This is a genomic window from Sulfidibacter corallicola (genome assembly GCF_017498545.1).
Lineage (GTDB): Bacteria > Acidobacteriota > Holophagae > Acanthopleuribacterales > Acanthopleuribacteraceae > Sulfidibacter > Sulfidibacter corallicola.
In genome coordinates this window covers 11,285,712-11,307,256 of record NZ_CP071793.1, presented here as the reverse complement: position 1 = coordinate 11,307,256, position 21,545 = coordinate 11,285,712, and the positions used below count along the sequence as shown (strand labels likewise).

Annotated in this window: 4 protein-coding genes; all 4 read right to left on the bottom strand. The window is 67.6% G+C overall.

Going from position 1 to position 21,545, the window contains the following annotated elements; all coding sequences use genetic code 11:
* Window positions 1-68 precede the first annotated feature (68 nt).
* The 4 genes from J3U87_RS33400 to J3U87_RS33385 all read right to left on the bottom strand — a co-directional run bounded on the left by J3U87_RS33400 (window position 69) and on the right by J3U87_RS33385 (window position 21,510).
* Window positions 69-12,323: an SDR family NAD(P)-dependent oxidoreductase gene (locus tag J3U87_RS33400; protein ID WP_237380304.1), complete on the bottom strand. Its 12,255-nt coding sequence runs from the start codon at window positions 12,321-12,323 to the stop codon at window positions 69-71.
* A 124-nt stretch (window positions 12,324-12,447) separates the two neighbouring features.
* Complete coding sequence (locus tag J3U87_RS33395) at window positions 12,448-15,228, bottom strand: aminotransferase class III-fold pyridoxal phosphate-dependent enzyme (protein WP_237380302.1); 2,781 nt, start codon at window positions 15,226-15,228, stop codon at window positions 12,448-12,450.
* A 63-nt stretch (window positions 15,229-15,291) separates the two neighbouring features.
* Window positions 15,292-16,407, bottom strand: a complete 1,116-nt coding sequence (locus J3U87_RS33390) for a saccharopine dehydrogenase family protein (RefSeq protein WP_237380300.1) — start codon at window positions 16,405-16,407, stop codon at window positions 15,292-15,294.
* Window positions 16,408-16,482: 75 nt separating this feature from the next.
* Window positions 16,483-21,510 carry a beta-ketoacyl synthase N-terminal-like domain-containing protein gene (locus J3U87_RS33385; RefSeq protein WP_237380298.1) on the bottom strand — a complete coding sequence of 1,676 codons (5,028 nt, stop codon included), beginning with the start codon at window positions 21,508-21,510 and terminating at the stop codon, window positions 16,483-16,485.
* Between the last annotated feature and the right edge of the window lie 35 nt (window positions 21,511-21,545).

The following is a 21,545-nucleotide window of genomic DNA, read 5'->3' as shown; positions in this document are numbered from 1 at the left end:
CACGGGTTGGTTTCGGTGGAAAGAGATCGGGGGCGCGCCCGTCGGCGTGTCCCCACGGGACACCCTCTTCAGCTTTCACAGCTCGAGAGCAGCGCGTCGGCCATTTCGGGCGTCAGCGCGCCGGTGGCCAGGCCCTCCAGCACCCGTTCGAGGGTGACCGGTTCCTCCGCGTCGAAGGGCGTCTCGAGTGGGACCGACGCCATGTCGCGCGGCGCTGCCGTCGTTTCGGCGGAGCCGGGCTCCCGAGCCGCGCGCAGGAAGGGCGTGATGGTGTCGCGGTACTCGGCGATCAGGTGATCGCAGAGCGAGGCCACATCCGGATAGTCGAAGATCAGGGTGTTGCGCAGATCCAGGCCCAGGCGGCGGTTGAGGTCGTCGATCATGGAGATCCCGATGACCGAATCCACCCCGTATTCCGAGAAGGCCGCCTCGTCCTCGATCCGGTCGACCGGCAGCTCGACGCTGGCCGCCACGGCCTCGCGCGTCACCTCGCGGATGCGTGCATCGAGGTCGAATGGTCGCGCCGCCCGGGACGTCGGGCCGGCTTCGGCATCGACCACGCGCTTGGCTTCCGGAGTGGCCGCCCGGGAGATCACCAGGGGCACGCGCGCGCTCGGGTTCGGTGCTTTCGTTTCGGTCGGTGCGGACCCTGCGACGGCCGGACGACCGGTCGCGGTCGGCACTTCGGCGTGATCGGGTGCGGCCACCAACCCGTCGCTGTACCCGGCCACGATCGCTTGCCGGCTGCGCGCCAACGGGACGCCCGGCTCGCCGATCGCGAAGGGCGCATCGAAGCCGCAGCGGCTCAGGAAACAGAGCCAGCGTGGTGGGTCCAGGAGCGGCGCGTGCGGGATTCGCCAGGCGTCCTCGAAGGCCCACCATCCACGGGTCAGCCCGAAGGTGACGGTGGAGAAATCGATCAGCGAGGTGACCTCGTTGAGCAGCAGGCAGCCGCCGCGCTTGAGCAGGCCCTTGAGGTTGCGGGTCACGGTTTCGAGGTCGGCGACGGCGTGAATCACGTTGGCGCCGACCAGGATGTCGTAGCTGCCGAGCTCGAAGCCCTGGGCCTTGGCCTCGCGTTCGATGTCGAAAGTGCGGAAGTCGACGAAGGCGTGTGGATAGTGGCGCCGGCCGTGCTGGAGGAAGGCGGGCGAGACGTCGGTGTAGTCGTAGTGCAGGTAGGGACCGAACTCTTCCAGGGCACGGAACAGGAAGGCCGAAGTGCCGCCGGTACCCGCACCGAACTCGAGGATGCGCACCTTGGTGCCGGCATCGGATTGGCGCAGGCACTCGATGACCGCGGAGCGAATGCCCACCGCGGCCAGATCGTTGAAGTAGTCGATCCGGCGGTTGCCCTTGTAGATGCCTTGAACGGCTTCCATGGAGCCGTTGGGGAACAGGACCGTGGCGGCGTCGCGTTGGCCGCGCAGCACGGGCCAGAGGGCCTCGAGGCAGGCGGCGGTCAGGTCGAAGTAGGGTTTGAAACCCGGGAAGCGGGATTCGCCCTCTTGGCGCTGCCGCTCCAGCGCTTCGGCGTCCGTGCCCGCCGGTGCCGTCGCCAGGCGCCAACCGGATCCGATCGCCTCGACCTCGCCGCCACGCGTCAGCATGTCCATGATCGCGGCCAGCAGGCGGCGGTAGCGCGGGATCACCCCGCCGTGCAGAACCAGGCCGTCGAGATCGACCGGATCCGTGCCGGGGGCCAGCAGGTCGGCCTCGTGGAACGCGGCCAACACCGATCGGCGGACCCAGGCGTCGAGCAGTTCGAAGGCACGCGATTCTTCGTGGTCGGCCGGGGCGTCGGCGCGGAACCGTTCCATGGCGCGCCGGGCGGGTTCCACCGGGAGCGGCGTGACGCCGCTGGTGGCCCGCGTCGGCTGGGTCGGATCGACACCCAAGTCCTGTAACATGCGCGCACCGGCCTTGAGCGCCATGACCCGCCGCACGCCGCCGGAGAGTTGGCGCGACACGACGGTCATGCCCTCGCGCGAGCCGATACTGCCGATCCCCTTGCGGGCGTAGACCTGTTTGACCTGGTGATCGGCGACGATGCCCACATCGCCCCAGTAACCCCAGTTCACGGTGAAGGTGGGCACCCCGGTCCGGTGTTCGAAGTACTGGGCGAAGCTGTCTTCGAAGGCACTGGCGGCGGCGTAGTTGCCCTGGCCGGGATCGCCGACGAAAGTCTTGGCCGAAGAGTAGAAGACGAGAAAGTCGGGATCGAAGCGGTCGAGCGCGTGGGCCAGCGCCAGGCTTCCCTGGACCTTGGGTGCCAGGGCCGCGCGGAAATCCGACTCGTCGATCTTGGCGAGCGTCTGGTCGCGCAGCACGATGGCGGAATGGAAGACCCCGTGCAGCTTGCCGAAGGTCAGGCTCACCTGTTCGGCGACACCCTCGGTGCCCGGCCGGGTGGCGATGTCCGCCGAGACGTAGATCGCCTCGCCGCCCCATTCGCGCAGGGTGCGCAGGCGCGCTTCGATTTGGCCGTCGGCGGCCGAGCGACCCACCAGCACCAGGCGCGCGGCGTATTTGCGCGCCAGGAACCCGGCCGTTTCGTAGCCGATCCCCCGTGCGCCACCCACGATCAGGTAGACCCCGTTCGGCCGGAAGGGGACTTCGCCGCTCATGGACAGCCGCAGGGGCACGAACGCTCGGGCGAAGGCGATGCCGTGGCGCACCAGGCGCTCGGCGCCGGTCTGGCGACCGGGATCGGTGACCACCATGTCCATCGCCGCGGCCGCGTCCCATTCGGGTTCGGTCGGATCGAAGTCGAGCACGCCGAGTCGCAGTCGCGGGTATTCGCAGGCGATCGACTTGCTCAGGCCGTGGAGGGCAGCCGAGATCGGCGAGACCGGCTCGCCGGCCAGCGATTCGGCGCCGTTGGTCACGACCTTGAAGGCGATTGCCGATTTGAGGAAGCCGCGTCGGTCGGCCGCCTTGATCAGGCGAACCAGCAGCAGGCAAAGCGTAGCCGCATCGTCCGCCATGGCCTCGTCGTGCACGTCGTAACGCGAGGTGTCGTGCAGGCCCAGGAAGTAGATGCCCGCCAAGTTGTCGATGTCGTCGAAGATCGTGACGAAGGCATCGGGCGCCTGGCTGTCGAACACCCAGTGATCGGGTGCTTCCAGCCGGGTGGCCTGGCCCGGTGTGCAGGTGATCACCCGGGCGCCGCGATGACGCTCGCGCAAGTGGTCGCGGCACGCCGTCGCGCGGTTGCCGGCCTCCACGACTAGGTAGGTACCCAGTCGTTGCGGCACGTCACCCGCGGTCGGTGTCGGCGGCAGGGCCCGCCATTGGGGCAGGTAGGTGAAGTCGGGCATGGCCGGGTCGGCCTGGCCGGTCAGGGTCACCTCGCGATAGCGGCTCAGCGGGCGATCTTCCCCATCGCAGATGTCGATTTGGACCCGGAGCACGTCGCGGCGCCGCTCGACGATCCGCAGGTGGACGCTGCCCGTGTCGCCCGTGGGCGCGAAGGTGTCGATGCCCGCGAGCGACGTGGGGAAGCACAGCTTGGCGTGCCCGCCGGGAAGCAGTTGGCAGATCGACAACGCGGCGTGGACCAACCGCAGGCGAGCGGTCGCGTTGCGGCCGCCTCCTTCGCCGAACGCGAAGGCGAAGGCCAACCCGCGCGGGCCCAGGTGGACCCGGCGGAAGCAGGTGTAGTAATCCGAGAGCGACTGGCCGAGCTGGGCCAGCCGGGTGCGGCAGGCGTCCACGTCGAGCGCGGTTTCCTCGGTCATGGCCACCGCGGGCGTGACCGGCTCGGACCCTCCGGTAGGCCGACGCCGCTCCAGCGTGCCCGAGCTGTAGGTTTCCTCGCCGCGCAGTTCGAAGGCGAGTTGATCCGAGCCCTCGCGCGACAGCGCCAGTTCCAGTTCGCACCCCTTTTCGGGGATCGCCGAGGTGAAGCAGGCTGCCGCCCCCACCTGCCAGGACGTTTCGGGTTCGGCCTCGGCAGCGGCTGCCAGCGCCATGTCCAGTTGGGCGGCGAACGGCAGGTAGCAGGTGTCCTCCACCAGGTTGTCGCGCACCAGCGGATCGCCCGGCTCCATCTTGCGTGCGAAGACGACCCGGGGATCGAAGGTGGGCAGGTGACGGTCCAGCAGCGGGCCCAGCCGCGGTGCGCCGGGATCCTCCGTACCGCGCAGCCAGTAGCGTTCGCGGGCGAAGGGGTAACTGGGCAGCGAGATCCGGCGCGCGCCACCGGGCGGGTAGAAGCGCGACCAGTCCAGGGCGATGCCGTCCACCCAGAAGCGCGCGATCTTGGACCATTTCCCGGCCTGAACCAACATACCGAGGTAGGCCTGGTCCTCGTCGTCCTCGCCGAACATCTGTCGCGCGCCGTTCCCGTTGGCGAGGTGGCCCACATGTAGATCCTTGTGCTCGCGGTCTTCGAGGAAGTGGGCCAGTCCGGTCTTGAAACCATTCAGGTCGGCGGCATACAGCGCCAGGCGGTGCGTCATCGCGGTGCGCCCGGTTTGCAGCGTGAAGCACAGGTCGCGCTGCCAGGCGGCCTCGGGGCGGCCCTCCCGCTCCAGGTAGCTCAGGATTCGTTGGGCATGGGCGCGCAGGCGCGGAGCGTCGCGGGCCGAGAGCACCAACACCCGATGGGGCGTGGTGGGGTCCACCGGTGCCACGGGGGGCGCGTCCTCGTGGGATTCGAGGATCACGTGGGCGTTGAAGCCGCCGGCGCCGAACGAGCTGACGCCGGCCCGCAGGGCGCCGTCCTCTCGGGCCTCCCACGGGCGGCAGGACTGGACCAGTTCGAAGGGCGTGCGATCGAAGTCAATGAAGGAGTTGGGGGGGTCGGCGTGGAGCGTCGGTACCAGGGTCCGGTGGCGCAACTGCAGCAGGACCTTGGTGACCGCGGCGACCCCGGCCGCCGACTCCAGGTGCCCGATGTTGGATTTCAGCGAGCCCAAGGCGCAGTGCTCGCTGCCGCCGGCGCGCTCGAAGGCTTGGGTCAGGCCCTCCACTTCGACCGGGTCGCCCAGCAGGGTGCCCGTACCGTGTGCCTCGACGTAGCCGATGTCGGCCGCTTTCAGCCGGGCGTCCGACAGGGCCGCGTCGATCAGGTCGGCCTGGGCGCCGGGATTGGGTACCGTGAAGCCGTTGGTGCGTCCGCCGTGGTTGACGGCCGAGCCGCGCAATACGGCGTAGATCTGATCGCCGTCGGCAACCGCTTCCGAAAGTGGTCGCAACAGCAACATGCCCGCGCCCTCGCCTGGCACGAAGCCATTGGCGCCCTTGCCGAAAGCGCGGCAGCGGTCGTCGCGCGACAACATCGTCATGTGGCACAGGAAGGCGTACTTGGCCGGGTGCAGGTAGAGGTTGACGCCCCCCACCAGCGCCGAGCGGCATTCGCCGCGGCGCAGGCTGGCCGCCGCGAAGTGGATCGCCGCCAGCGAGGAGGAACAGGCGGTGTCCACCGGCACGCTGGGCCCGTTGAAATCCAACTGGAACGAGATGCGGTTGGCGACGCTCCAGGAAAAGCTCTGCGACATCTCGCCGCCGCGGGCCCAGGACTCGACCCCCAGCCACTGGTAGGTGCTGCCGGTGACGCCCACGAAGACACCCACGTTCCCACCCGTGCCGGGCGCCTCGCGCAGGTCGGTCGGCGTGTGGCCGGCATCCTCGATCGCCGACCAGGCCAACTCCAACATCAACCGTTCCTGGGGATCGAGGGTGTGCGCTTCCTTGGGGCTGATCCCGAAGAACAGGGGATCGAAGGCGGCCGCGTCGTCGATGAAGCCACCCCACTTGCTGTACATCCGGCCGCCGCGCGATTGGGTTTCCTCGGGGGCGAACCAGGGGTGGTAGTCCCAACGATCGGGTGGGATTTCCCCGATGCAGGAGGTGCCGTCGACCAGGTTCCGCCAGAACTGGTCCAGATCCTCGGCCTTGGGATAACGCCCGCTGACGCCGACGATCGCGATCGGCTCCGCGTCACCGGAGCGCCGGTCGCGCAGGATTGCCGGTGCACCCTGAACCGGTGCGGTCGTGTCCGCGGCGGGGGTCGGAACCTCGCGGTTGGGGATCGGCGTCGGCTGGAAGATCTCGGTCGCCAGCACCTGGGGCAGGCGATCGGCGCATTCCTTCGCGAGGTAGGCGCCCAGTTCGGCGATGGTGCGGTACTGGAACAGCAGTGTGTTGGGAATGCTGCCGAAATCGCGGGTCAACCGTTCCTGGACCTCGATCACGATCAGCGAATCCACACCGTAGTCGGCAAACGCCTCGTCGGCGCCGACCTTGTCGAAGTCGAATCGCAGGGCCTGACCGAAGATGTCGCGCAGGTAATCGGCCAGGGCCGACTGGACGCGCTGGTTCCGGTCCTCGCCGGTCGCCGCGCTCGGCGCCGAGATGGCGGGCGCCACCTCGGCGTGCGGCGTCGTCGTGGCCCGACCCAGCAGCGAAGCGTCGGGCTTCTCCATGTCACGCGCCGCCTTGAACAGTTTGGTTTCGATGCGGCCGTCCGAAGCGGCCACCAACACGTGCTGGATCCAACCGTCGTCGCCCTGCTCGCCGATCGGCAGCCACACCGGATGGAAACCCAGGCTCTCCAGCAGGGCGCGCCAGCGGGGCACGTCCAACAGGGGCGAATTGGGCAGGCGTCGGCCCTGGTCCTCGTAGAGCCACCAGCCCTCGGTGAGTCCGAACGTCAGGGTCGCGAAGTCCTGCACGGCGGTGATCTCGTTGAGGACCAGCAAGCCGCCGGGCCGCAGCAGCGATTTGAGGCGGGCCAAGGTGTCGCGCACGTTGCGCGTGGCGTGCACCACGTTCGAACCGAAGATGAAATCGAACTGGCCCGGGGTGAAGCCCTGGCGGGCCAGATCCTGCTCCAGGTTCAGCACCTCGAAGGCAATGTTCGGGTAGCGCGAACCGAAGCGTTGCCGGCCGTAGTTGATGAAGGCGTGCGAAATGTCGGTGTAGTGGTAGGCCACCTCGATCTGGTTCTTGATCAGGGCCTCGAAGACGTAGACCGAGGTGCCGCCGGTGCCCGCACCCACCTCCAGTACTACCGGTTTCTCCAGTTTGCGCTCGTGCAGGTGGGAGAACGAGACCAACGTCTGGGCCACCAGTCGGTTGAAGAAGTCGGCGTTGGGGTTGTCGCGGTAGATCGGCTGGACGAGGTCCATCTTTCCGTTGGGGAACAGGACTTCGGCGAACGGCTTCTGGCCGCGGATCACTTCCCGCATTTGGGACAGCGACCGTTCCACCAGGCTGACGAAGCCCTCGTAGACCGGAAACGCTTCCAGGAAGCGCTGTTTCTCGCGGTCCACCCGATCGCGTTCGGCCAACACGGCGCTGATCGCATCGCTGACGCGCAGGTGTAGCCCGTCGGCGATCAACCAGCCGCTGCGCTCGAGGATGCCCAACATGGCGCGGAACAGGCGGTGGAAGCGCTCCATGATGCCCAGGCGACTGATTTCACGGTCGATCTGGACCTGGCTGCCGGGTTGGAAGGCGATGCCCCAGGTTTCCATCCGATAGAGCAGCAGGCGCGCGCACAGGTTCTGGAGTTCGGGGAACACGCCGCTGATTTCGCCCTGACGCTCGAACTGATCGCGCATGGCGTGGACGATGTGGTGGTGCCAATCGCGCGGTAGACGCGGCAGCGGATTGGCGAGCTGGGTGGCGTGGGCGCTGTTCTCGAAGCCGCGTTCGGCGAAGTGGCGTGGCGTGGCCTTGAGCGGCACCACCTGTTCGGCGAACCCGGCCAAAATCGTGGCGCAGGCCGTCTCGCCTTCGTCGTCGACGAACGGCAGGAAGCCGGCCTTGAGGTGGCGATCCTGGAAGTGCACGGCCAGTCCGGTGTCCTTCCACAGTCCCCAGTTGATGACCTTGGTGGGGGTGTGCATGGTGCGGCGCAGGTAGAGGCCCAGGGCGTCGATGAAGGCGTTGGCCGCGCCGTAGGAGCCGCCGCCCTGAACGGGGAACAAGCCGGCGATCGAAGAAAAGAAGACCAGGAAATCGAGCGATTCGTCGCGGGCGATCTGCGCCAGGATGGTGGCGCCCAACATTTTGGGGCGAAGGCTTTCGAGGCTGCGTTCCAGGTCCGCCTCGCGGTGCAGCGCGCTGTAGGGCGTGTCGGCCGAGTGGAAGATGCCGTCGATGCCGCCCCACTCCTGCTTCAGGTCCGTGACCAGGGCTGCCATGGCTTCGGCATCGCAGATGTCCAGCGCGCGATAGTGCATGCCCTCGGGGATCGGCCGGTCCAGGCTCGGACGACGGCCGACCAGGCAGACCTTGGCGTCGTAGCGGCGGTGCAGCTCGCTGCCGATGCGCAGGCCGATGCCGCCCGAGCCGCCCAGGATCAGGTAGCGCCCGTTGCGGCGCAGCACCGGGTGGACCTGTGAGACCTGGAGCGCCAACTGCTGGAAAGTGCGGCGAAAGCGCATGCCGCCGCGCAGCAGGATCGGGCCGCTTTCCACCGAGAACGTTTCGGCGGCGACGTGCACCGCCTGATCGGGCCAGGATGCCTCGTCGTTGGGGTCCAGGTCCACGGCGCTCAGGTTCCAGTCCTGGTATTCGATCGGCAGGCTGGAGCACATGCCCACCAGCGCGGCGCCGATGGGGTTGTGGGGTGGGTGGGAAGTGGTCAGCGAATAGGCCCCGGCCGAAATCAGCGTCAGACGTGGCGGTGCGATCTTGGCGGCCCGGGCGACACGACCTAGGGATTGGCACAACAGCATGAGGCCGCCGGTGAGCGTCTGCGCTCGCTGGGCCATCGTCGGCCAGTCGCCCTGCCATTTGGCCAGGGTCGCTTCCGGCGCGAAATAGACGGCTCCCGGTCCCTGTGGCAACCCGTCGACGAAGCGGTCCCAAAATAAGGGATCGAGCGGATCCCGATCGTCCAGTTCGAGATGGATCGCCTCGGAGTCGGCGTGGCTGTCGATCAGCGCCTGACCAAGTCGATGATCGCGGGCGAGCCCGACGATCGCGATCCAGCGAAAACTGCCGACGTCCTCGCGCAGCGCCAACGGTACCCAAACCGGCTGGAAGTAGCGGGTTTCAGCCGACTCCCCGGTTTCGTTACGCGGTACCGGATTCGGGGTCGTCGAAGCGCTGGGCGGCGCTGCCTGGGTCACCGGGTTTTGTCTCGGCTCTGCCACCGAGGCCGGTGAGATGGTCTTGTGGGCTTCCGCCGCCATCGGCTCTGCCAACTCGGGATAGAGCGCGATCAGGCTGTCGTGGCAGCGATCGAGCAGGTGGTCGATGAAGGCGCGGGGCGATTCGCTGGGGTACGGTGGCCCCAGTTCCAAACGAAAGTGACGCTTGATCGACGCGGCGACGTGATCCAGGGCTCGGGCGTCGTAGCCCTGGGCGGCGAAGGAAGCCTCCGGGTCGAGCGAGCCCGCCTCGTCCGGTCCCGCTTGGCTCAGCAGCGGCAGCAGGTCGCGCTCCAGGCGTTCCCTCAGGACGGCGTCGTCCACGTGGTGACCCTTGTCCACCGGCCAGAACGCGTGGCGGTCGAAGGCGTAGATCGGCAGCGGCACCTTGCGATAGGAGTGGTCGGGATAGATGTGTTGCCAGCGGATGGGCGCGCCCTGAAGTGCCAGTTCCAGCAGCGAAGCCAGGAACGAGTGATCGCCCAAGGCGCTGAAGTGCACGCCGGGCAGGTTGCCATCGGCGTCCGAAGCACCGATCGTCAACATGCGGTGTTCGGTGCAGAGTTCCGTCAGGATCTCACCGAGGGCCAGGCCCGCCAACGCGTCCTTCCACTCCTGCAGGTTGGGCAGTTCGTCCAGGCGCGACTCGCGGTCGCCCAGCCAGCGGTAGTCGAAATCGGGGTCCAGGCGGTCCTGCCTGCGGTTGACCGCTTCGGCCAAGGCCTCCAGATCCACCGGTTTGTGTAACAACCAGGCGATCAGTTCCTCGCGAGGCATCACTTCGCGGGCCACCAGGTTGACCAGCTCGGTGAAGCGCGTGTCGCCCACGTGGACCAGGTCGCTCAGGTTCCACTTGAGGTTGACCTGGTGCAGGCTGGTGGAGATCGCGATGGTGGCCAGCAGTCGGGGGCCGTCGTGATGGGTGTCTTCGGCCAGGTCGGGCTGGCGGATCAGGTCGAAGAGGTCGAGCTGGTAGCGCTCGGTCAGGTTCGCCCAGCCACGGAGGAACTTGAGGAAGGAGAACTGGTTCTTGATCAGCAGGCTGGCCTTGTCCAGGAAGGTGCGCACCTCGCGCGGCGTCACCACCAGGTCGCGGCGCAGGTGTTCCAGCGATGCGGCGGTGATGTGATAGCGGCGGAAACGGCGCTTGTGGACCGGGTCGTAGAGGGGGATGCTCGGGCGGGACAGGCGTACCTGGTCGGCGGTCCGCTCGCCGCGCAGCAGGGCCAGGGCTTGGCGCGGTTCCAACACGCCGGCGGCGCAACAGGCCTGGTAGACCTGGTCCGAACCGGCGACCACGAGCGAGGGGGTCACACCCAGTTGGGTCAACATGTCGAAGCGGGCGATCGCCACGCAGAAGCGGAACGAGGCCTTGTCCGCATCGGGCCAGACCGGGACCCGTATCGCGTCGTGCCAATCCCACGAAAGCCCGTGCTCGGGCCGGGCCAGGTTCGTCAGCAACGCGTCCAGGGCCTCGCGGAACAGCGACTCCCGCGCGTACAGCGTTTTCAGGTCGGTCCAGCCGTTGAGGCAGCATTCGGAAAAGGCCGCCACCAAAGGCGCGGTGGCGGGCCTGTGCATCTCGGTCTCGGGCCGTTGCAACCATTGGCGCAGCTCGTTCTTGTTGGCGACCAGGGTCCCGGCACGCACGGGAAAGTCGCCGCGCGAGCGCGCCACGGTACGGCAGATGTCGGAGAAGTCCAGCTCTTCGAAGGCCTCGCTTGCGCTGAAGGCGCGCCAGCGGGCGAGGGTCGCGTGCAAGGCGCGCTTGGACTTGGCGCTGAGCAGGAACAGGTGCTCGCCGGGTTCGGGGCTGCGGTCGGGCGTGCGGTGATCTTCGAACGAGGCCAGCACCGCGTGGGCGTTGGAGCCGCCGAAACCGAAGGCGCTGATCCCCGCCAGCAGGGGTTTGTCCGCCGCGCGCGGTTGCCAGGCGTGGGGTTCGGTGACCGGCACGAAGGGCGAGCGCGCGAAGTCGATCATGGGGTTGATCGTGTCCAGGTTCAGCGTCGGGGCCATTTGGCGGTGGCGCATCATGAGCAGGATCTTGATCAGGCCGGCCAGGCCGGCGCAGGCCTCCAGATGGCCGACGTTGGTCTTGGCCGAACCGATCCCGCAGAAGCCGCGCTCGTCGGTGTCCGGCGCGAACACTTGGCTGAGGGCCTCGATTTCGATGGGATCGCCGAGCGAGGTCCCGGTGCCGTGGGCTTCGAGGTAGGACAGCTCGGACGGCGCGATGCCGGCGTTCTCGTAGGCGGCCAGGATCACGTTGCGCTGGGCGTCGACGCGCGGCGCCGAAATCGTGTGGGATGTGCCGACGTGGTTGACCGCCGAGCCCTTGAGCACGCCGTAGATCACGTTGCCGTCGGCGATCGCCTGTTCCAGCGGCTGCAACAGGACCACGCCCACGCCTTCGCCCGGCACGAAGCCGTTGGCGTCCTTGTCGAAGGTCTTGCACTGGCCGTCGGGACTGAGGATGCGCTGTTTGGAGTAGGCCAGGAATTTCCAGAGGTAGTTGGTGATGCTGACACCGGCGGCCAGGGCGTAACGGCACTCACCGCGCTCCAGGCTCAGCTTGGCGTGGTGGAGGGCGTAGAGCGAGGAGGCGCAGGCGCCGTCCATCGAAAGCGAGGCGCCGCTGAAATTGAAGGTGTAGGAGATGCGGTTGGAGGCGATCGAGCCGTAGTGGCCCAGGGCGGCATAGGCGTCGATGGCCTCCTCGCGGGAGGAGATGCGGCCGTGGTACCCGTTGGTGATGACGCCGACCGAGACCGAGGTCGGCACCTCTTGGAGATGGGCGAGCGGGATGCCCGAATCCTCGATGCAGTGCCAGGTCTCTTCCAGCAACAGGCGCTGCTGGGGCTCCATGTTCATCGCCTCCCGTGGCGAGATGTGGAAGAACTGGTTGTCGAAGCGGTTGTGGTCGACCACCAGGCCCGACCATTTGCCCGCACTCTTGTTGGGCTCGTTGACGTCCGGCGAATAGTAGCGGGTCGTGTCCCAGCGGTCCGGAGGGATTTCCTCGATCGCGTTCACCCCGTCGCGCAGGTTCTTCCAGTAGCCGCCCCAGTCGGAACAGCCCGGAAAACGACAGGCCATGCCCACGATGGCGATGTCCATCGACTGGCGCGTTGGGTGGGGCGTTTCGCCCTCGCTGGTTCGGTCCGACGGCGAACCGGTGCCGGGTTCCTTGTCTCGATCGATCGATGCCATTGCAATCCTCCAAATGCCGGATGCCTCCGGCGCTGCCGATCACGCCCCCTTGCGGCCATGGGTGCCGGTGTTCGAGGTCGGCGGGCGGCGGCTCGGTCTCGTTCGGTCCCTGGGACGGCCGGGCTCAGGGGATGTCGAGCTCGGCCAGCAGTGCCCCCCATTTCGGTGAGCCCGTCTTGGGCGCGGTGTCTGTTCGGTAGGGCGGTTCCGGCAGGATCGGGGCCCGTGCCGGTTTTCGGCGCGGCAGGAAGCCGCCGAGTCTCAGGTCGGATACCGCCTCGGCGACGACAGCGACCAAGCGATCGATATCCTCGGGCCGGTGGGCGGTGGAAAGGAAGTTGTTGCCGATTTCGCTGATCATGATGCCCTTGTCGCGCAGGGTGTAGACGAACAGGCTCTGGTCGATCGGGCTGAGCGGACCGTTGGGCTCGAAGCGGAACAGCGAAGCGAAGTACTGGACCATCATGGGCACTTCCTCGGCGATGAAGAAGGCGTTGAGGCGGCGGGCCATTTCGGCGCAGGTTCGGTTGAGTGCGTGCTGCAGCTCGGGACCGGCCTGCCGTAAGTGGCTCAGGACGGCTTCGACGGCCGCCATGCCGAGGGTGTTCTGGGAGTGGGTGCCGGCGAAGAAGGTGCGTTCCACGGCGGGGAAGCTGTCGTCGCCGTACCGCCAAGTCCCCCCGTCGATGCCGTCCAGGTAGCGTGCCCTGCCGCCGATGGCGCCCTGGCCGATGCCGCCGCCCAGGACCTTGCCGTAGGTGCACAGGTCGGCCCGCACACCGAACCAGGCTTGGGCCCCGCCCGGATGGGTGCGGAACCCGGTGATCATTTCGTCGAAGATCAGGGCCACGTCGGCGGCTTCGGTGAGGCGCCGCAATTCGCGCAGAAAGGGGCCGGGGTGCTGGTGCAGGCCGCGCGACTGCATCGGCTCCACGAGCACGGCGGCCAGGCTGTCGCGGTGGCGGTCGATCCAGGCCAGCGAGGCCGGCGTGTTGTAGTCCAGCACCACCACGTCGCGCACCATGCCTGGCGGGATCGCCGGGGAGATCGGCTTGGTCAGCAGACGACCGTCCTCGATCATGCCGTAGGCCAGCACGCCGTCGGCGTGGCCGTGGTAGGAGTTGGCGAAGATCACGATTTGGTGGCGGCCGGTGGCGTGGCGCGCCAGCCGGACCGCCGTCATGACGGCCTCGGTGCCCGACTGGGTGAAGACGGCGCGCTCGTGTCCGGTCAGTTCGCAAAGCAGTTCGGCCGCTCGGGCCGCCGAGGGCGGCCGCATGCCCAGCGCCAGGCCGTTGGCGATGCGGCCGCGCATCGCCTCCACCAGAAACGGCGCCCGGTGCCCGAACAGGTTGCAGCCGAAGTCCATGGCGATGTCGAGGTACTCGTTGCCGTCCACGTCGCGCAGGGCGGCGCCCTCGGCTTCGTCCAACTCCAGCGGAAAGCAGAGTTCCTTGAGCGTGGGGTGGAAGAAGGCGATGGCTCGCTGGTCGGCATACCGGGCGCGGAACTTCTGGGCGTTGGCGCGCGAGGTGGGATTCTTGCCGCGGTAGTGTTCCGTGAAGGCGGCCAGGTACTCGCGCTTGCGATCCGAGAGCTTGGCACCGGCGCGCTGGGCCTGGATCAGGTCGGCGTTCATCGGCTTGAAGGGGCCGTAGGTCTTGACCCTGGTCGGTGCTTCGCGCGGTTCGGCCGATGGTCGGGGCACGCCGTCGTAGCGGGCCGTGATGACGTGTTGCAGCGAGGCGACGGCACTGCGCTCGCCGCGGCCGAAACAGGCCACTTCGGCGAAGCCGTTCTCGCGCAAACTCCGCGTCCAGGCGTCCCGGTCGAGCAGGGGCGAGTGGGGGATGCGTCGCTCGCCGTCCTCGAAGAGCCACCAGCCGTCGAGCAGCCCGAAGGTCAGGGTGCCGAAATGCTGGATGTGGGTGGGCTCGTTGATCATGGCGATGCCGCCGGGCGTCATCATCGCGGCCAGGTGCCGCAACGTGCGGCCGATATGGGGCGTGGCGTGCAGCACGTTGGTGGCGAAGGCCAGGTCGCAGGTGCCCGGTGGGATCTCGCCGGCATCGGGCGCCCGCGCGACGTCGAACAGTTGCGGTTCGACGAACGGGTAGTGCGGTTGAAAATGGGTCCGGGCATGGTTCAGGAACTTGACCGAGATATCGGTGTACCAGTACACCAGCCGATCCGACCACGGTTTCAGCGCTTCCAGCACGAAGGCGCTGCTGCCGCCCGTGCCGGCACCGATTTCGAGGATTCGGATCTTCTCCGATTTCGGTCGGCGCTCGGTCAGGTCGGCCACCGTCGCGGCGATGCCGCACGCCAGGAGCCGGTTGTAGTAATCGCTGTTGCGGTTGCCGCGGTAGACCCCTTCGACCAGGTGCAGCGAACCCTCGGGGAACAGGACGTCCGTGGCCGCGACCGAGCCGTCCAAGACCCCGGGCAGGTGGGCGATACAGGTCTCCAGCAACTCCAGGTTGGTAGCCAGGTCCGGATAGGCCGCCAGCCAGGTTCGTTTCGCCGCGTCCAGGCGAGCCAGCTCCGCGTCGAGACGGCCTGTCCGGACTGGGTCCGGCGGCACCACTCGGGTCCCCGTCGACTGCACCACGTCGAACCCTTCCAGGATCGTCAGCAGTGCCTGGAAGAGCCGATCGTATTTGGGGATTACGCGCCACTGGTGGGCCAGTTCGTCCCGTTCCACGGCGACGGCGTCGCGAACGAAGCTCGTGCCCCGAAACGTGCGCCAAAGCAGGGGGCGCCCCAGCGTTTCGAAACCGTGGCCGCCGTCGTTTTCCAGGGCCGCGCCCTCGCGGGCCGCCGTGTCGTGCATCGCTGCCGCCATATGCGTCCAGGCGGTCGCAGCCTCGCCGTGTTCGTCGGGGACCGACGTGTTCCTATCCATACCTTGACCTCCCTCATTCGTGGCGAGCGGCTCCCGCACCGCCCGCGATCCGCGTTTCGTGGCTCACACGCGCTCGCGAAACGCGACGCCGACGCCGAACTTGGCCATCTCGTCCATGAAATCCATGGGATCGACCAGCTTCACCAGGCCGCCGGCACCGCGGAACCCGATGCGGCCCTTCAGCAGCCAGTCGGCCGCGATCGCGGGCACGATGCCGACCACCCAATAGCCGCGGTTGCGGGGCAGGACGATGCGGTATTCCAGTTCCTTGTGGCGGCCCGCTTTCTTGCCCTTGACGATCACGTAGAGGAAGGTGTCGGTGTCCAGGTGCTCGTAGGCCTGGTTGCGCTCCACGATCTTGCGGTACATGTAGTCCACGCCATCGTCGCTGCCCGGTTTGAACCGGTACTTGGTCCAGAGCGAGGACAGGATGATGCTGAAGTCGTACCAGCCCCAGCTCGCGACCGTCGTGTAGCGGTTGCCCAGGTGGGCCAGCAGCGGTTGGTACATCAGCGCCCAGCGCAGCCTGCTGACTTCCTCGAAATAGACCTTCTTGAAACCGTTGAACAGGTTGGCCTGCTTGTACTTGCCGTCCTTGAGAAAGCCGAAGTACATCGAGAGCGCGCCCTCGTGGAAACCCCAGACGATGTCGCGCAGGCTGCCTTTGCCGTTCCAGGGCGACTTGTCGCCGAAGAACACTTCCAGGCTGTCCAGTTCGTCAAGCTCCTTGGATGCCTGGATGTCGGCGTACTGGGCGATGATGTCGTCGAGGCCGGGGTGCAGGCCGGTGCCGTAGATGCACGCGAGGTCTTTTTGCTTCAGCTCTTCCTCGCGCTCGGCCATTTGCTTGTCGAGCACTTCCATGATGCCGACGTCGATGAAGTGGCTGCCGGCGTCCACGGCCGCCTGGGCGATGCGGTCCTCGATCGAGCTCGAGGGTCCGGCGGTGTTGATCACCAGCTTGGCGGAGCCGCAGAAGGCGGCCAGCGAGTTGGGGTCGTACAGGTCCAGATGGGTGACCGCGGCGTCGATGCGCTCGCGGTTCATGACGTCGCGGCCTTTCGCCGGCGAGCGGCCGCCGACCACGACCCTGTGGCCCTGTTCTTCCAGATATCTGGCCGTGTGAATTCCGACTTCACCGTAGCCGCCGACAATGGCGACGTCGTAATGGCGTGACACGAGGTACCTCCTGAAATGTGACGATGGAAATGGGGATTTGCGTTCGGGTTGGGCGGACTCGGCGCCGCGCGGGCCTCAGACCAGGGTGGCTTTCACGTGTTCGATCACCTTGGTCACGTGGGGTTGGTGCATGAGGGCGAAGTGGTCGCAGGGAACTTCGACCACATCCACTTCGCCGGGGACCACGCGCCGCCAGTGATCCACGTGGTCGAGCCGCGGCGTCGCAATCGGGATCCGGGACTTGGAGTCGGCGGAGATGTAGCCCTCGGCGCAGAAGAAGAAACTGGTGCGGTTGACGAAGTCCAGGGGCTGCGGATCGTAGTCGGTCAGGGCATGGGCGAGGGCCCGACCCACCTCCAGGTTGCGTTCGATCCAGGCACGCGTCTCTTCGAGGGTGCGCGGGGCGTTGGTGTGGTCCACCAGGTGGTGGGCGACAAGGTCGATGCGGGCGTCGCGGTCGAGGGCTTCGAGCCGCGGGTAGGAGACGATCTCTTCGGCACCGGCCAGGCCCGCGAAGACATTGGCGAGCGCCGTCAGTTGCACGGCCTCCAGGTCGAGGTTCTCCAGCAGTTTGACCGTGGCATCCTCGTAGTAGTCCGAACCGCGCATGAAGGTGTCGCCGATGAAGATGCGGCCCACCTCCTCGTTGCGGGCCTGGAGTTGGCGCACCATTTCGAGCACCACGATGCCCCCGCCCGAGTAGCCGCCCAGGTGGTAGGGTCCCTGGGGCTGCACCTCGCGAATCGCGTCCAGGTAACAGGCCGCCATCTCGGCTACGGAGCCGTGCGGCTCCTGGCCTTCGAGGCCCCTGGGTTCCAGCCCGAAAATCGGGAAGTCCGGGCCCAGGCCGTGGGCCACGCCGATCAGCCAGGACACGTCGCCGATGGCGCCGTGCACCCAGAAGGTCGCGGGCCGATTGCCGCCGCTCTGGATGGCGACCAACGGCGACCAGGCGCGGGGCGCCGTGCGTTCGCCGTTCAGGCCGCGACGAATCGGCTCGGCGTGGTCGCTCCAGAGCGCTTGGGCCAAGTCGCGCAGGCAGTGGTGCTCCAGGAGCAGGCTCATCGGGATCGCGGGGCCGAAGCGCTGCTGGAGTTCCTTCATGAAGGCCATGCCGGTGAGCGAATCGACCCCGAAGCGGCGCAGGTCGGCCTCGTCGGTCAATTCGTCCGGTTCCAGGTGGAGGACGCCGGCCAAGGTGTGGCGCAGGCAGTGGATCAAGGGATCGCCGTCGGTGTGCCGCGCGTCCGAGGGTTCCGCACTCTCGGCCTCGATGGGTTGGGCCCGTTCCGTGGCCGGCATCGGTGGTGCCAGTCGATCGAGCAGGTCGTCGGGGTTCAGTTCACCGGTGGCGACGGCCTCCAGCCATGCGGCCAGTTGGTCGCGATCATGGGCGGGACCCCTCCGACGAGCGCCGGTGCGCGGCAGGAACGGGCAGAAACGCGTTTCGAAGGGATAGGTGGGCAGGCGAAGCAGTCGGGGACGCCGGTTGTCGTAGAGCGCCAGCCAGGGGATCGTCGCGCCGTCGACCCACAGCGCCGCAACCTTGGCCAGAAAGCCGCCGCGAAACAGTTCGGCCACGTAGGTGCGGCAGGCGGGCGTGTCGCCGATCATGGCGGCCTTGGGACGACCGTCGGGGATCGTGCCGGACCAGCATTTGGGTGGCCGGACCTCGCCTCCCATCCAGGTCTCCAGTTTGCCCGTCAGCTCGGAAGTGCTTCGCGCCAGGCACGCCAGCCTGGCCGGCATGGCTTCCCGGCCCAGTTGCAGGGTGGCGCACAGAGCGGTCGGGTCCACTTCCGGGCGACGTTTCAGGAACGCCAGCATGCTCGCCACCTGGTTCCGCAGCAGGCTTTCGTTTCTCGCCGAGAAGACCGCCAGTCGGGGACCATCCTGGGTCGGGCTCGACGTTTCCGGTGGTGCTTGCTCGACGACCAGGTGCACGTTGGTGCCGCCCCAGGAGTAGGAGTGCAGACCGGCGCGACGCGGGATCGGGGTGCCGGCCGCATCGGTGGGTGACCAGTCGCGCGCCTCGCGCTCGATTCTGAAGGGCGAGTCGTCCAGGTCCACGTGGGGATTGGGTTCGGCGTAGCCGATCTGGGGCGGCAGCGTGCGGGCCTGCATGCAAAGCAGGATCTTGATCAGGCCCGCGATGCCCGAGGCCGGGTCCAGGTTGCCGATGTTGGGCGTCAGGCTTCCCAGCACGCAATGGCCGGGGTCGGTGGGGGCGCGGTAGGCGCGCATCAGGCCCGACATCTCGGCCGCGTCCACCAGCTCGCCGCCGACGCCGTGGGCTTCGACGAAGGTGACCGTGCCCGGATCGATACCGGCCCGGGCCAAGGCGGTAGTGGCGGCCGACCTCATGCGTTCCGGGTTGGGCGCGGTCAGGGAACTGACGCGCCCGCCGTGGTTGGCCGCGCTGCCGCGAATCACCCCGAGGATCGGGTCGCGGTCGGCGATGGCCCGAGCGAGCGGTTTCAGCAGGACCAGGCCGCCGCCTTCACCGATCACCCAGCCCTCCGCCTCGCGATCGAAGGCACGAGTGCAACCCTTGGGCGACAGCATGCCGGCAGCCACGCCCTCGATGGTGTTGGTGGGGCTGTAGATCAGGGAGACGCCACCGGCCAGGGCCGTCTCGGCCTCGCCACTCTGAAGCGCGCGAATCGCGCGATGGACCGCGACCAGCGAGCCGCAGCAGGCCGAGTCGGTGATTTCACTCGGGCCGTGCCAGTCGAAATGATAGCTGATGCGGTTGGCCACCATGGTCGGGCCCGTCGAGGTGCCGAAAAACGGGTCCGCGGGGTCCAGATACTCCGAGAACTCGTTGTTCTCGATGCCCACGAACACCGCCGTGTGCCAACTGCGCGTTTCCGAGGGGGGATAGCCGGCCGACTCCAGTGCCTCCCAGGCCCACTTCAGCGTCAGCCTTTGGCGCGGGTCCATGGTTTCGGCTTCACGCGGCGAAATGCCGAAGTGGCGGGCGTCGAAGGTCTCGGCGTAGGGAATTACACCGGCCCGCAGGCCCGCGGCCTTCTCTGAGAACGCGGGCCTGCCCAGGTGGCGCCAGCGCGCTTCCGGCAGGGGCGAAAGGCTCTCGCGCCCCGCCAGGAGGTTCTCCCAGAGTTCGTCGGGGTTGGCCGCCCCCGAAAACGAACCGGCCATGCCGATGACCGCGATCGGGGGATTTTGCTCGGTCGGGTTGGAGGGAAGCGCGACGGTGTGGTCGGTGGTCGGCTCCGACGACGACGCACCCGTTGGGGTCTCCGGCTGGGCTTTCGATGTGGGAGATACCGCCGTTTCGAACTGGAGTTCGGGACCGTAGTAAGCGAGCAGGGCCTCGCCGTATTCCTTGGAGAGCGTCGCCAAGATCTTGAGGGCCGTGTTGCTGGTGAAGAAGAAGGTCGGCGCGATCTTGACGTTCAGGGCGTGACCCAGCTTGGCCGCGAACTCGCCGGCCATGATCGAGTCCATGCCCAGGTCGGTCAGGTCCTCGTCGAGATCGAGGTCGGCCGGCGCGATGTGGAGCACCTCTTCGATGAGAACGGCCAGGTCGGTCAGAAGCGCTTCGCGTAGGGCTTCCTCGGTAGAGTTTGCCGGACCTTTCGACGTTTCGGCTGAGGTGGAAATGGGTGCGGTGATCGAATCGGACGGGAGGAGATCCGCGGCCATCGGAACCGGGGCGGTTGCCGGTGCAGCGGGAGACGGGTCACCGATCTCGTAGTGGCCGCGCAAGGCCGATCCGAAGTCGGTGATCAAGGTGGTGATGATTTTTTGCGCGGTGTTGCTCGAGAAGAAAAGCGTCGGCGCGATTTTGACGCCGAAGGCGTGGCTCAATTTGGCGGCGAGTTCGCCGGCCATGATCGAATCCATGCCCAGGTCGGTCAGGTCCTGGTCCAAATCGAGGTCTTCCCGCGGCACGTGCAGAATGTCTTGAAGGGTAAGGGTGAGGTCGGCTTCCAGCAGCTCGCGCAGGTCTTCACCCTGCCTCGGTGGAGCGGGTCTCGGTGCCGTGGTGGAGGCTGCGGCCGCTGCCGGAAAAGCCTGGGCCGGCGTGTTGAGTTCGGCGACGGGGGGTGCGGTTTCCTTGGAGGCGAAGCCCGGCGCCGCGTGTACCGGTTCGGTCGTGTCCGCCACCAGCGGTTCGGGCGTCAAGGTCAGTGCCTGGCGCAATTCGCCGAGGAACAGCACCCACTCGGGGTTCTCTTCGGTCTCGTGCAGCGGGTGCAGCTCGGTCCAACCGAGTGCGCCCAGGCTGTCCCGCCAGCGATCGGGATCGAGGCCGAAACGCGTGCCGAAGGCGCCCAGGAGCGTGAGCGCCCAGGGATGCGTCGCACTGGGCGCCAGGAACAGGGCCACCGTGCCCGAACGCACCCAACGCATCGCTTCGGTCATGCGCAGGCGATGGGCGTCGATGTCGAACCCTCCGGCAAGGGCCACCAAATCGAACGGCTCCCGGGGTTCGGCCGACATCCGCCCGAGGGGATCCAGCTCGATGAACCGGGCGCGATCGTAACCAGGATGGGCTGCCCCGGCGCCCTGGACACGCAGGGCCGTCAGCCGCGACGGATCGGCTGCCTCGCCCAGGAGGTGGGCCAGGTGCGAGCCCGGACTTGCCAGGAGACCGTCCAACAGATGGGCCTCGGGACCGGCTTTTCGATGAAGGAGGCGCAGCGTTTTGTTCAATCGGGCTTCGAGCGGGCTGGGCACGGCCAGGGCCTCGCCGAGAGCGGCGGCGACCGCGGCGGGCGCCGCCTCGAAAAGCTGCTCGGCCGGTAGCTCATCGCGCAGTACCGCCACCAGGTTTGCGCAAAAACGGGGAATCAGGTTCGTCCAGATCCCGGCGGGCAGTTCCACCTGGGCCGGGAGTGCATCGGCGGACAATCCCTCGCGCCGCAGGTCGACCAGCATGCCTTTCAGCCACGCACGGTGGATCGGCGCGACCTCCATGCGTGACACGCCCGTCTCGGGATCCCGAATGGCCGCGTCCAACAGCTCGGGCGCCCAGCCGCGGCCGAGTGCCGCCAGCAGGTTCTGGCGCAGGTGGTGCGTGGACGAGCGTGGATCCGAGGAATCGGGTGAATGGGGTGATTCGGAAAGTTGCATCGGTGGCTCCTTGAATGAGACGGGAAAATGGGGCC